Source organism: Streptomyces sp. NPDC058812 (genome assembly GCF_042744565.1).
Taxonomy (GTDB): Bacteria; Actinomycetota; Actinomycetes; order Streptomycetales; family Streptomycetaceae; genus Streptomyces; species Streptomyces thinghirensis.
In genome coordinates this window covers 1-13,082 of sequence record NZ_JBHYOB010000011.1, presented here as the reverse complement: position 1 = coordinate 13,082, position 13,082 = coordinate 1, and the positions used below count along the sequence as shown (strand labels likewise).

The window sequence follows — 13,082 nt, the reverse complement described above, 5'->3', positions numbered from 1 at the left end:
ACGACCTCCCGGGCGTCCCGCCAAGCGTCCCGCAGGCGCCCCGCACGCGTCGTGGCGAGACGCGCATCCCGCATTGCGGACACCCTGTCCCGGCCCCTGGATGACCGGCGTACGCTCGACGGCAGTCATAACTCTCCGAAGGAGCGAGCGACGATGCCCGAACTGAGGTCCCGCACAGTCACCCACGGCCGCAACATGGCGGGCGCCCGCGCCCTTATGCGTGCCTCCGGTGTACCCGGCGCGGACATCGGGCGGAAGCCGATCATCGCGGTCGCCAACAGCTTCACGGAGTTCGTGCCGGGCCACACCCACCTCGCCCCGGTCGGCCGGATCGTCAGCGAGGCGGTCGTCGCCGCCGGCGGCATCCCACGCGAGTTCAACACGATCGCCGTCGACGACGGCATCGCCATGGGCCACGGCGGCATGCTGTACAGCCTTCCCTCCCGCGACCTGATCGCGGACAGCGTGGAGTACATGGTCGAGGCCCACTGCGCCGACGCCCTGATCTGCATCTCCAACTGCGACAAGATCACCCCGGGCATGCTCAACGCGGCGCTCCGCCTGAACATCCCGACGGTCTTCGTCTCCGGCGGCCCCATGGAGTCCGGCCGCGCCACCCTGGTCGACGGCACGGTCCGCACCCTGGACCTGGTCGACGCGATGTCGGAGGCGGTCAACGACAAGATCTCCGACGCGGACATCCTCCGGATCGAGGAGAACGCCTGTCCCACCTGCGGCTCCTGCTCCGGCATGTTCACCGCCAACTCGATGAACTGCCTGACCGAGGCCATCGGCCTCTCCCTCCCCGGCAACGGCTCGGTCCTGGCCACCCACACCGCCCGCAAGGCGCTCTACGAGAACGCCGCCCACACGGTGCTGGACCTGACCCGCCGCTACTACGAGCAGGACGACGACACGGTCCTGCCCCGCAACATCGCCACCGCCGCGGCCTTCGGGAACGCCATGGCCCTCGACATCGCCATGGGCGGCTCGACCAACACGATCCTGCACCTGCTGGCCGCCGCCCAGGAGGCGGAGGTCCCCTTCGGCCTCACGGAGATGGACGCCCTCTCGCGCCGCGTCCCCTGCCTGGCCAAGGTCGCGCCCAACGTCGCCAAGGACCGTACGTACTACATGGAGGACGTGCACCGCGCCGGCGGCATCCCCGCCCTCCTCGGCGAACTGCACCGCGCGGGCCTGCTCGACGAGGACGTGCACTCCGTCCACAGCCCGTCCCTGGCCGACTGGCTGAAGACCTGGGACGTCCGCGGCGGCTCCCCGTCCCCGGAGGCGGTGGAGCTGTGGCACGCGGCCCCGGGCTGCGTCCGTTCCGCCGAGGCCTTCTCCCAGTCCGAGCGCTGGGACTCCCTGGACATGGACGCCGAGGGCGGCTGCATCCACTCCGCGGAGCACGCCTACTCCAAGGACGGCGGCCTCGCGGTCCTGCGCGGCAACCTGGCGGTCGACGGCTGCGTCGTGAAGACGGCCGGCGTCGACGAGTCCATCTGGACCTTCGAGGGCCCGGCGGTCGTCTGCGAGTCGCAGGAGGAGGCCGTCGAGAAGATCCTCACCCAGCAGGTCAAGGAGGGCGACGTCGTCGTCATCCGCTACGAGGGCCCCAAGGGCGGCCCCGGCATGCAGGAGATGCTCTACCCGACCTCGTACCTGAAGGGCCGCGGCCTGGGCAAGGCCTGCGCCCTGGTCACCGACGGGCGCTTCTCCGGCGGCACCTCGGGCCTGTCCATCGGCCACGCCTCGCCCGAGGCGGCGGCCGGTGGCACCATCGCCCTCGTCGAGGACGGCGACCGCGTCCGCATCGACATCCCGAACCGCTCCATCGAGCTGCTGGTCGACGACGCCGAGCTGGCCCGCCGCGAGCAGGCCCTGGGCGGCGTGTACGCCCCGAAGAACCGCGACCGCAAGGTCTCCGCGGCCCTGAAGGCCTACGCCGCGATGGCGACCAGCGCGGACAAGGGCGCGGTGCGCGACGTGTCCAAGCTGGGCTGACGCCGCCACGTCCGCCCGACGGGGCTACCAGGCGGCGGGGTCCCGCCCCGCCACCCCGAACACGGTCCCGTCGGGCGCCCCGGCGTAGACGTGCCCGCCCGCGAGCACGGGCCGGGGCAGCGACGCCGGGACGCGGTCGGAGTCGGCGCCGAGCCGCGGCCGGGTCTGACCGAGGAGCCTGCCCTCGCGGGCGTCGACGCCGAGGAGCCGCCCGTCGGGCGCGGTGACGTACACGTGCCGGCCGTCGGAGACGGGTGCCGAACCCCGGCTCACGCCCGTCTCCAGCCGCCACTCCTGCTTCCCCGCCGCCATGTCGACGGCCACCAGCGAGCCGCCCGTTCCCATGAGGTAGACGATGTCCCTGTGCACGCCGACCGCCGCCTGCTCGACCGGCACCGGCAGGTCCGCCCGGCGGGTCTCCCCGGTGGCGGGCGTGTAGCGGACCACGGCCTTCGCGTCGCCGTGGGTCGCCCCTTCGGGGACGAGGTACACGGACCCGTCCGCCGCCCCCACGAGCGCCAGCGTTCCCTCCAGCTCCGTCTCCCACCGCACGTCCCCGCTCGCCGGGTCCACCGCGGTGACCCGGGTGCGGTTCCCGTCCGCGGACTGGCTCGTCGCGTACGCCGCCGGCCGCCGCTCCCCGGCGAACGAGGTGAAGTACGGCACGGACTGCCCGGGGATCCGGTGCGCCCACCGGGTCCGCCCCGAGGTGCTGTCCACGCCGGTGACCATCCCGTCGGCGCGGGTGAGCAGGAGCATGTCGCCGACGCACCGCAGTCCGTCGTACGCGGGCATGTCCTCCTGCCACGCCGGCTCGCCCGTGGCGGGGTCGAGTGCCTCCAGCGGGCCCAGCAGACCGACCTCGGGCTGCACGAGCCCGCCCGACACGACCGGCGGTTCGCTCCGCACGGACTCCTCGACGGCGTGCCGCCACAGGATGCCGCCGTCGGCCGGATCGACGGCGAAGACCAGGCCGGGCCGCCCGCACAGCAGCCGCCGCGCCGCGTACGAGCACTGGGGCATGCCACCGCCCTTTCCGGCGGGCGTCGCCTCCCACGCGCCGAAGCCGTCCGGCGCGCTCCGGACGGCGCTTGCCTTCCGGGTCGGCTCGGCGCTGCCGCCGCCCCACACCTGGGCCGAGACCAGCCCGCCGACCACGGCCAGGCAGAGCGCCCCGGCCAGCGACACCGTCCGTCCGCCGAGCCGCCGCGCGGGCCGCTTCCCGACGGCGTCGACCCCGGCCGCGCCCTGCGCCCGCGCGTCGTCCGTCTCCTCGGCCCCGTCGCCCCCCTGCGGCCGCTGTGCCGGTACGAACACCTGCGTGTCGTACGCCGCCGCCACCGACCGCAGCTCCCGCATCAACTCGTCCGGCGTGGGCCGCTCGTCCGGCTCCTTGGCGAGACACCGCAGCACCAGCGGCGCGAGCGTCTCCGGTACGCCGGTCAGGTCGGGCTCGTCGTGCACGACCTGGTAGGCGACGACGTACGGGCTGTCGGAGTCGAACGGCCCGCGTCCGGTCGCCGCGTGCACCATGAGCGACCCGAGCGCGAAGACGTCGGCCGCGGGGCCCACCTCCCGGGGCCGCCGGAACTGCTCGGGCGCCATGAACGGCGGAGTGCCGATCAGCTTCCCCGTCTCCGTCCGCAGCTCACTGTCCTTCGGCCGGGAAATGCCGAAGTCGATGACCTTCGGCCCGTCCTCGGCCAGCAGCACGTTGCTCGGCTTCAGGTCCCGGTGCACGACCCCGACCCGGTGGATGTCGCGCAGCGCCTCCGCGAGCCCGGCCATCAGCCGACGCGACTGGTCCGGGTCCATGGGCCCGTTCCGCTTGACCTCCTCGGAGAGGGTCGGACCCGGGATGTACAGGGTGGCCATCCAGGGCCGTCCGCCATCAGGATCGGCGTCGACCACCGGCGCCGTGAAGGCCCCGCTGACCCGCCGCGCAGCGGCCACCTCCTGCCGGAACCGCCCTCTGAACTCGGGGTCCAAGGCGTACCGGGCATGCACGACCTTCACCGCGACCCGCATCCCGGAGGTGCTCCGGGCCAGGTGCACCACGCCCATGCCACCCGAGCCGAGACATGACTCCAGACGGTAGTGACCGGCGTACTCCGGAAGTTCCGCTTCCGCGCCCGCTCCGGCGTTCCGCTGCGACGCCATGGAACCACCCCCGTGCTGTTCGTTCGCGCGCGCGACGTTCGGAGCCTAGTCGATGGGGCGTACGGGACCGAGGCGGCTTGCTAGCCTCCGTGTGCGAGTGACGAACTGGTGTTTCGTGGCTTGTTTCAGCGTGTTCCAGCTTGTTCCACGGGAATCAAGGCCACCCACGACACTCGTGGGGTCGGACGGGGGAGGTTTTTCATGTCTGTCGACCAGATCACGGACGTCGAGGGCGGGGACGAGGGGACGACCGCGGACGCGCCGTCGGCGGCCGTCACCACGGCGGCGGCCACGGCCGTGCGCTCCTACCCGGTCGCACCGGGCTACCGGCTGAACGTCCGCAGCGGCCCCGGCACCAACTACTCCGTCGTCCGGGCCCTGCCCGAGGGCGCCAGGGTCCAGATCAACTGCCAGACACCGGGCACCCGGGTCTCGGGCCCGTACGGCACCTCGAACATCTGGGACAACATCGGCGGCGGCCAGTACGTCTCCGACGCGTACATCCGCACCGGCAGCGACGGGTACGTGGCCCCTCGCTGCTGACGTTGTAACAGGGCTGTCCTGAAGGCGTATCAGGAGGCTGCCGAGAGGAACGGCGTGCCGGGCCGAGCGGCTCTTGGTGGTCGGAAACGCCCGCTCGCACCGTTGGGTACGGGCGGGCCGGCACGCCAACCGACTCTGAGGTAGACAACGATGCGCGTTCGCAAGCTGACCATCGCCGCCATGGCCCTCGCCGCCGGTCTCTCGCTCACGGCCTGCCAGAACGACGACGACGGCACGGACCGGAGCGCCGCCCCGCCGACCGCCTCGACCGCGTCCTCCTCGACCGGCGGCTCGGGTTCGACCGGCTCGGACCAGCAGGGCGGCACCGACTCCGAAGGGAAGACCCCCGACGGCACCGGCGGCACCGACGGAACCGACGAGGCCGGCAAAGCCGCCGAGTGCCGCACCGACGAGCTGGAGATCACGGCGACCGACGCCACGATCGGCGGCGACGACAGGGGCACCGTCGCGGTGGACCTGAAGAACGGCGGCGGCCGGGACTGCTCGCTCGCGGGCTACGCGGGCGTCGACCTGAAGACGAACTCCGGCACCCTGTCCGCCGAGCGCACGGGTGAGCCGGCCCCCTCGGTCGTCCTCGCGGACGGGGACACGGTGACCTTCGGCATCAGCTACCCGATCAACGACTCGGGCGGTTCCGGCGTCCGCGTCACGGGCCTGGTGGTGACCCCGCCGGACGAGACGAAGTCGGTCACCCTCGACTGGCCGGGCGGCGCCACGCTGCCCGTCACGGACGGCTCCGGCACCCCGGTGCAGGTCGGCCCGCTCGGCAGCGCCGGCCAGGGCGGCTGACGCACCCCACGCCCCACGAGTTCCGTCCGGTGTGCCGGGCCCGCCCGGGGCCCGCGCCGCACCGGCGCCATAATCGACCCGTGAGCGCAGAGAACGGTAAGAACGGCATCCCGGACGTCCCCGCGGGCCCCCGCCCCGAGCCCCTCCGGTTCTACGGCACGACCTGGGTGCACCACGACAACGGCTACACCGCCCGCCGGGTGGGCCTCGCCGTCGGCTCCCTCGCCGCGGCGGTCGCCGCCTGCTTCGTGCTCCGCGTCGCCTACCAGGGCCTCCAGATCGCCGACATCGGCGGCTTCGTCTCGCTGCTGATGATCGTGATGTTCGCGATCTGCAGCGCCCTGGCCTTCCGCCACACCTGGTCCGGCTTCACCGGCCGTCCCGACCCCGACCGTCAGGCATCCATGCGCGGCCTGCTCGCCATCGGCTTCGTCGGCTCCCTCCTCGCCTACTTCCTCCGCACCTTCACCGAGGCCCCGGGCGAGAAACTGCACCGCGCGGAGTACGAGAAGGCGCGCGAGGAGTACGAGAAGCGCACCACCCGCCGCTCGGGCAACCCGACGAAGAAGCGCCGCCGGAAGTAGCGGAGAGCCCGGAAGCAAGAGCCCGGAAGCAAGAGTCCGGAGCGAGAGCCCCGAAGCAGGACGGCAGCCCCGGAGCACGACGGGAGCCCCGGAGCAGGACGGGAGCCCGGCCGCTCCCTTCCGCGGCGCTCCAGGAAACCCCCTACGCCCCGCCGCCCCACCCGGCCACCATGGCCGTATGACGACACCGCCGACCCCGGACGACACAGCCGCTCCAGCCACTTCCGCGCAGGCCACCCACACCGCCCGCGCCCACTCCTTCAACGCCGCCGCGGCCCAGTACGCCGCCAACCGCCCCTCCTACCCGCCCGCCCTCTTCGACACGATCGAGGAGCTGGTCGGCCGCCCCCTGGCCGGCACCCGCGTCGTGGACATCGGCGCCGGTACGGGCATCGCCACCGCCCGCCTGCACGCACGCGGCGCCGATGTGATCGCCGTCGAGCCCGGCGCCGGCATGGCCGCCGAGTTCCGGCGCACGCTCCCCGGCGTGCCGGTGGTCCGGGGCAACGGCAACACCCTCCCCCTCGCCGACCACTGCGCCGACCTCCTCACCTACGCCCAGGCCTGGCACTGGACCGACCCTGACCGGGCCGTCCCGGAGGCGCTGCGCGTGCTGCGTCCGGGCGGTGCGCTCGCGCTGTGGTGGAACACCAGCGCTCTCGATGTGCCGTGGATCGCGGCGGCCGCCGAGCGCGCCGACCGGCACTTCGGGCTGGACATATCCGCCGAGCAGCGAAACCTCGACGCCCGCGTCGCCGACCCCGCCGGCCGCCTCGACTTCACCCACCGCGACATCCGCTGGAGCCGCCGCGTCCCCCTCGCCACCCACCTGGCCAACCTCGGCAGCCACTCGGTCTTCCTGACCGACACCGAGGAACGCCGCTCGGCCTTCCTGACCGAGGAGCGCCGGCACCTCCTGACCGTCTTCCCGGAGGGAATCGTCGAGGAGACGTACGACGTCCGCCTCCTGCTCGCAACGACCCCAGCGATTCCGGCGACCCCAACGACTCCGACGGCTTGACGCGTCCCCCACCCGGGAGGAGTATTCATCACATGATGAATTACTCCTCCCCGCCACCCGAAGGACAAGCAGGCGCCCCCGCCCCACCCGCCGTCCGCGCCGAAGACCTCACCGTCGTACGCGGCCCCCGCACCGTCCTGCGCGCCCTCGACTTCACCGTCCCGCGCGGCCGGATCACCGGCCTCCTCGGCCCCTCCGGCTGCGGCAAGTCCACCCTCATGCGAGCGATCGCCGGCACCCAGGCCAAGGTCACCGGCACCCTGGACGTCCTCGGCCACCCCGCCGGCCACCCCACCCTCCGCACCCGCATCGGCTACGTCACCCAGGCCCCGTCCGTCTTCGACGACCTGACCGTCCGCCAGAACCTCGACTACTTCGCCGAGGTCCTCGCCCCCGGCCGCGCGGCCTCCGCCCGCCGCCACGAGAACGTCACCCAGGCCATCGCCGACGTCGACCTCACCACCCACGCCGACGCCCTGGCCGGCAACCTCTCCGGCGGCCAGCGCAGCCGCGTCTCCCTCGCCGTGGCCCTCCTCGGCGCCCCCGAGTTGCTCGTCCTCGACGAACCGACGGTCGGCCTGGACCCCGTCCTGCGCCGCGACCTGTGGGCCCTGTTCCACTCCATCGCCGCCGAGCGCGGCGCCACCCTCCTCGTCTCCTCCCACGTCATGGACGAGGCCGAGCGCTGCCACCGCCTCCTCCTGATGCGCGAGGGCGAGGTCCTCGCCGACGACACCCCCGACGCCCTGCGCACCCGCACCGGCTCCGAAACGGTCGAGGAGGCCTTCCTGCACCTGGTCGACGAGGCGGCGGCGACGGCCCGCACGAAGGAGACCACCACATGACCACTCCCACGGCCCCCACCACCACCGCGACCCTGGACCCGGCCCCCACCCACGCCCTGAGCCTCTCCCGCACCACAGCCACCGCGACCCGCGTCCTGCGCCAGCTGAGCCACGACCCCCGCACCATCGCGCTGCTGATGCTGATCCCCTGCGTGATGCTGTTCCTGCTGCGCTACGTCTTCGACGGCAGCCCGCGCACCTTCGACAACATCGGCGCCTCGCTCCTCGGGATCTTCCCGCTGATCACGATGTTCCTGGTCACGTCCATCGCGACCCTGCGCGAGCGCACCTCGGGCACCCTCGAACGCCTCCTCGCCATGCCCCTGGGCAAGGGCGACCTCATCGCCGGCTACGCCCTCGCCTTCGGAGCCCTCGCCATCGTCCAGTCGGCCCTCGCGACCGGCCTGGCGGTCTGGTTCCTCGGCCTCGACGTGACGGGCAGCCCCTGGCTCCTCCTCCTGGTCGCGCTGCTCGACGCCCTCCTCGGCACCGCGCTCGGCCTCTTCGTCTCGGCCTTCGCGGCCTCCGAGTTCCAGGCGGTGCAGTTCATGCCGGCCGTGATCTTCCCCCAGCTCCTCCTCTGCGGCCTGTTCACCCCGCGCGACAAGATGCACCCGGCCCTGGAGGCCGTCTCCGACGTCCTGCCCATGTCCTACGCGGTCGACGGCATGAACGAGGTCCTGCGCCACACCGACATGACCGCCGCCTTCGTACGGGACGCCCTGATCGTCGCGGGCTGCGCACTCCTGGTCCTGGCCCTGGGCGCCGCCACCCTCAAACGCCGGACGGCATAACCGCGCCCACCGGCACACCCGCCCCACCGGCATCCCGCCCACCGGACGCCCCGACCCCACCCACCCCCAGGATGCGAGGATGGCGACGACGGACGACGCACCCGAGACAGGGCACCGGAGGGCACCGAAAGCCATGACCCAGAAAGTCGCAGTCCTCGGCACCGGCAAGATCGGCGAAGCCCTGCTCAGCGGAATGATCGGAGCCGGCTGGGCGCCCGCCGACCTCATGGTCACCGCCCGCCGCCAGGAACGGGCCGACGAGCTCCGCGCCCGCCACGGAGTCACCCCGGTCACCAACGCCGAGGCCGCCAAGTCCGCCGACACCCTGATCCTCACGGTCAAGCCGCAGGACATGGGCACCCTCCTCGACGAACTCGCCCCGCACGTCCCCGCCGACCGCCTGGTCATCAGCGGCGCCGCGGGCATCCCGACCGCCTTCTTCGAGGAGCGCCTCGCCCCCGGCACCCCGGTGGTCCGCGTCATGACGAACACCCCCGCCCTCGTCGACGAGGCCATGTCCGTCATCTCCGCCGGCACCCACGCCACCGCCGACCACCTCACGCACACCGAGGAGATCTTCGGCGCCGTCGGCAAGACCCTCCGCGTCCCCGAGTCCCAGCAGGACGCCTGCACCGCCCTCTCCGGCTCCGGCCCGGCGTACTTCTTCTACCTGGTCGAGGCCATGACCGACGCCGGCATCCTCCTCGGCCTGCCCCGCGACAAGGCCCACGACCTGATCGTCCAGTCCGCGATCGGCGCCGCGAAAATGCTCCGCGACAGCGGCGAACACCCGGTCAAGCTCCGCGAGAACGTCACGTCCCCCGCCGGCACCACCATCAACGCCATCCGCGAACTGGAGAACCACGGCGTCCGCGCCGCCCTCATCGCCGCCCTGGAGGCCGCCCGAGACCGCAGCCGCGAACTCGCCTCCGGCACCAAGGACTGACAAGGCCGGACAAGGACGGCCGGGACGGACGAGGACCGACAGAGCGCACCCCCGCGGTCCCGGGAGCGGGGCTCACTTCGCCGCTGCCACCACATCCTCCGTCGCCACCACCGTCGCGAACCCGCCGCCGTGCAGCGACACCGCCGACGCCCGCGCCAGCTCGTCCGCGCTCTGCCGCCAGCCGAAGGGACCCTCCAGACCGAAGGTGTACGTCGCGTCGAACGCGACGACGACCTCGTACCCGAGGTTCCCACCCATCCGTGCCGTCGTCTCGACGCACATGTTCGTCTGGATCCCGGCCAGCACGATCTGCGAGATCCCCGCCTCCCGCAGCCACGCTCCCAGGTCGGGCGTCCCGAGGAACGCCGAGTTCACGCTCTTCGTGACCAGCAGCTCCGCCCCGCCCCCCTTCCCGCGTCGCCCCTCCACGTACTCCTTGAACCCGTTGCCCTCGTACCCCGTCCGCAACGGCGACCCGGGCTTGACCGAGTCGTGCCGTACGTAGACGACCGGCCGCCCGGTCGACTGCCACACGTCGATGAGGGCGGCGATGTTGTCGTCCGCCGCCGGATTGTTCCGGGCCCCCCAGAAGTCGACCTCCTCGAAGCCCTTCTGCACGTCCACGACCACCAGTGCTGCGTTCTCAGCGATGTCCATGCCCTCGATCGTGCCGCCCGGCAGCACCGAGCCCCAGAGGTACAGAAGCCAGCGATCGATGTTTTACTGCCACCCATGGCAGCCCCGTACCGCGTCGCCCTCGTCGCCTTCCCGGGCATCCGGGCCTTCGACGTCTCCGTCATCACCGAGGTCTGGGGCACCGACCGCACCGACCGCGGCGCCCCCGCCTTCGACCTGCGCCGTGTCGCCGCCGACGGCACCACCACCGTCCCCATGCGCGGCGGCCTCGCCCTCCACCCCGACCGCACCCTCGACTGGCTGGAGGGCGCCGACCTGGTCCTGATCCCCGGCCTCGACGACCACCTCACCCCGGCCCCCGCCCCGGTCCTCGACGCCCTCCGCCACGCCCACGCCCGCGGCACCACCGTCGCGGCCCTGTGCGGCGGCGCCTTCACCCTCGCCCAGGCCGGCCTGCTCGACGGCCGCCGAGCCATCACCCACTGGCGACTGACCGATCTCCTGCGAACCCACCACCGCCGCGTCACCGTCGTCCCCGACGCCCTCTTCATCGAGGACGACAACATCTGGACCGCCGCCGGCACGGCCGCCGGCATCGACCTCTGCCTCCACCTGGTCCGCCTGGCCCACGGCGCCGAAGCCGCCGCCACCATCGCCCGCTCGATGGTCACGGCCCCCTTCCGCACCGGCACCCAGGCCCAGTTCATCGAGCACCCCACACCCCGGGCCGCCCGGGACACCGACGCCCTCGCCGCCGTCCGCGAACACGCCCTGCGCCACCTTCACGAGCCGCTGACGATCGCCGGCCTGGCCGCCCGCGCCGGCATGTCCCCCCGCTCCTTCGCCCGCCACTTCACCGCGGCCACCGGTACGACCCCACTCCGCTGGCTCCTGGACCAGCGCATCGCCGCGGCCCAGAAGCTCCTCGAACGCACCGACCTGCCCATGCCCGAGGTCGCCCGCCGGTCCGGCTTCGGCAGCGAGGTCACGATGCGCCAGCACTTCGCATCGCGCCTCGCCACCAGCCCCCGCGCCTACCGGGCCGCGTTCACGGGAGGCAGCAACCCGATCGCCCGGTAAGCGGCGTCCACGGTCGGCCGAGCCATGGCCCGGGCCTTCTCCGCGCCCTCCCGGAGCACACCCTCCACATACCCGAGGTCCGCGCACAGCTCCTTGTGCCGCTGCTGCACGGGCCGCAGCACTTCGACGACGGCCTCCGCGGTGTCCTTCTTCAACGCGCCGTACGAGTCGTACCCACCCGCCAGCTCCGCCGGCTCCCCGCCCGTGCAGGCGGCGAGAACCTCCAGCAGGTTCGCGAGCCCCGGCCGCGCCTCCCGGTCGTACACGACCTCGCGTCCGCTGTCGGTCACGGCCCGCATGACCTTCTTCCGCACCACGTCCGGCTCATCCAGCAGATAGACGATCCCCGGCCCGACGTCGTCGCTCTTCCCCATCTTCGACGTCGGCTCCTGCAGGTTCATCACCCGAGCCGCCACGACCGGATTGGTGGCCCGGGGCACCACGAAGGTGTGCCCGTACCGCTGGTTGAACCGCACCGCGAGATCCCGCGCCAGCTCCACGTGCTGCGTCTGGTCGTTCCCGACCGGCACGTCGTCCGTCCCGTACGCCAGGATGTCGGCCGCCATCAGCACGGGATACGTCAGCAGCGACAGCCGCACACTCCCGCCCCGCTCCCGCTCCCGCGCGGCCTTCTCCTTGTACTGGATCATCCGCCGCATCTCCCCGTCGGTGGCGACGCACTCCAGTACGTACGACAACCGGGCGTGCTCGTCCACGTGACTCTGCACGAACACGGTGCACAGCTCCGGATCCAACCCCGCCGCCAGCAGCAACGAGGCCGCCTGCCTACTGAGTCTGCGCACCCGCGCCGGATCGTGGTCCACGGTCAGCGCGTGCAGATCGACCACGCAGAACAGGGCGTCCGACCGGTGCTGGTCCTCGGCGGCCCACTGCCGCATGGCTCCCAGATAGTTCCCCAGCGTCAGATGCCCGGTCGGCTTGACCCCACTGAAGACCCGTGTCATCTCTCCACCTCCTGGTCAGGGCCGCCGCCACCCGCCGGCCGCCCCTCCTGGAGGGAGATACGAGAACGGCCGCCGAAGCGGCGGCCGTTGAGTGCATACGTGAGCACGGCCGCCGTCAGGCGGCCCACCAGAGCCCGGTACACGTACGCGTCATCACGCCCCCACCGTACGCGTGCGGAGGCCGTCCGGCCCGGCATTTGACACGCTCGACCCGCGCTCGTAGTGTTCTCCGAGTTGTCCGACGTGAGCGCCGACTCCGGTCGGTCCCCGGACAGCGATTCCGCAAGTACCAACCACTCCTCGACGAGCAGTCGCGCTGTCGGCGTCGTCGTATTGTCGGTGCGCGTATTTACGGAATGAGGAATCCACGTCCACCAGGACGCGGCCCCCGATTAGCTCGGGAGCCGGGAATCCGCTAAAGTCTCACTCCGTCGGAACGGCCCAACAGCCGCGAAGACAACCCTCTCTGACGGGGAATCAGAGCCCGAAAGGATCTGATAGAGTCGGAGCCGCCGGAAAGGGAAACGCGAAAGCGGGAACCTGGAAAGCACCGAGGAAATCGGATCGGAAAGATCTGATAGAGTCGGAAACGCAAGACCGAAGGGAAGCGCCCGGAGGAAAGCCTGAGAGAGTCTCTCGGGTGAGTACAAAGGAAGCGTCCGTTCCTTGAGAACTCAACAGCGTGCCAAAA

General features: G+C 72.2%; 12 protein-coding genes. 9 read left to right on the top strand and 3 right to left on the bottom strand.

What is annotated here, in order from left to right; genetic code table 11:
* The first annotated feature begins 153 nt into the window (after positions 1-153).
* On the top strand, positions 154-2,007 hold the full coding sequence (ilvD, locus tag ACFW48_RS22895) for a dihydroxy-acid dehydratase (RefSeq protein ID WP_386317387.1): 1,854 nt from the start codon (positions 154-156) through the stop codon (positions 2,005-2,007).
* Between the two features lie 24 nt (positions 2,008-2,031).
* On the opposite strand, the gene ACFW48_RS22890 is transcribed toward ilvD, so the two are convergent.
* Positions 2,032-4,167 carry a serine/threonine-protein kinase gene (locus tag ACFW48_RS22890; protein WP_386317386.1) on the bottom strand — a complete coding sequence of 712 codons (2,136 nt, stop codon included), beginning with the start codon at positions 4,165-4,167 and terminating at the stop codon, positions 2,032-2,034.
* A 201-nt stretch (positions 4,168-4,368) separates the two neighbouring features.
* Here ACFW48_RS22890 and ACFW48_RS22885 point away from each other — a divergent pair, with 201 nt between their 5' ends.
* From ACFW48_RS22885 to proC, 7 genes are all read left to right on the top strand, one after another.
* Positions 4,369-4,710 carry an SH3 domain-containing protein gene (locus ACFW48_RS22885; protein WP_386317384.1) on the top strand — a complete coding sequence of 114 codons (342 nt, stop codon included), beginning with the start codon at positions 4,369-4,371 and terminating at the stop codon, positions 4,708-4,710.
* A gap of 150 nt (positions 4,711-4,860) precedes the next feature.
* Positions 4,861-5,520 carry a DUF4232 domain-containing protein gene (locus ACFW48_RS22880; protein ID WP_386317382.1) on the top strand — a complete coding sequence of 220 codons (660 nt, stop codon included), beginning with the start codon at positions 4,861-4,863 and terminating at the stop codon, positions 5,518-5,520.
* Positions 5,521-5,600: 80 nt separating this feature from the next.
* Positions 5,601-6,104, top strand: a complete 504-nt coding sequence (locus ACFW48_RS22875; protein ID WP_386317380.1) for an EamA/RhaT family transporter — start codon at positions 5,601-5,603, stop codon at positions 6,102-6,104.
* A 178-nt stretch (positions 6,105-6,282) separates the two neighbouring features.
* Positions 6,283-7,125 carry a class I SAM-dependent methyltransferase gene (locus ACFW48_RS22870; protein WP_386317378.1) on the top strand — a complete coding sequence of 281 codons (843 nt, stop codon included), beginning with the start codon at positions 6,283-6,285 and terminating at the stop codon, positions 7,123-7,125.
* A gap of 32 nt (positions 7,126-7,157) precedes the next feature.
* A complete protein-coding gene (locus tag ACFW48_RS22865) occupies positions 7,158-7,970 on the top strand; it encodes an ABC transporter ATP-binding protein (RefSeq protein WP_386317376.1) in 813 nt (270 codons plus the stop codon).
* Positions 7,967-8,764: an ABC transporter permease gene (locus tag ACFW48_RS22860; RefSeq protein ID WP_386317374.1), complete on the top strand. Its 798-nt coding sequence runs from the start codon at positions 7,967-7,969 to the stop codon at positions 8,762-8,764. Before ACFW48_RS22865 ends, ACFW48_RS22860 begins: the two co-directional genes overlap by 4 nt.
* A gap of 133 nt (positions 8,765-8,897) precedes the next feature.
* Complete coding sequence (proC, locus tag ACFW48_RS22855; protein WP_386317372.1) at positions 8,898-9,710, top strand: pyrroline-5-carboxylate reductase; 813 nt, start codon at positions 8,898-8,900, stop codon at positions 9,708-9,710.
* A gap of 72 nt (positions 9,711-9,782) precedes the next feature.
* On the opposite strand, the gene ACFW48_RS22850 is transcribed toward proC, so the two are convergent.
* Positions 9,783-10,367, bottom strand: a complete 585-nt coding sequence (locus ACFW48_RS22850) for a cysteine hydrolase family protein (protein WP_386317370.1) — start codon at positions 10,365-10,367, stop codon at positions 9,783-9,785.
* A 75-nt stretch (positions 10,368-10,442) separates the two neighbouring features.
* Between ACFW48_RS22850 and ACFW48_RS22845 the strand changes: the two genes are divergently transcribed.
* Positions 10,443-11,426, top strand: coding sequence for a GlxA family transcriptional regulator (locus ACFW48_RS22845; RefSeq protein WP_386317368.1), 984 nt, complete (start codon positions 10,443-10,445; stop codon positions 11,424-11,426).
* On the opposite strand, the gene trpS is transcribed toward ACFW48_RS22845, so the two are convergent.
* Positions 11,381-12,391: a tryptophan--tRNA ligase gene (gene trpS, locus ACFW48_RS22840; protein WP_386317366.1), complete on the bottom strand. Its 1,011-nt coding sequence runs from the start codon at positions 12,389-12,391 to the stop codon at positions 11,381-11,383. The two genes, ACFW48_RS22845 and trpS, sit on opposite strands and share 46 nt — an antisense overlap.
* Between the last annotated feature and the right edge of the window lie 691 nt (positions 12,392-13,082).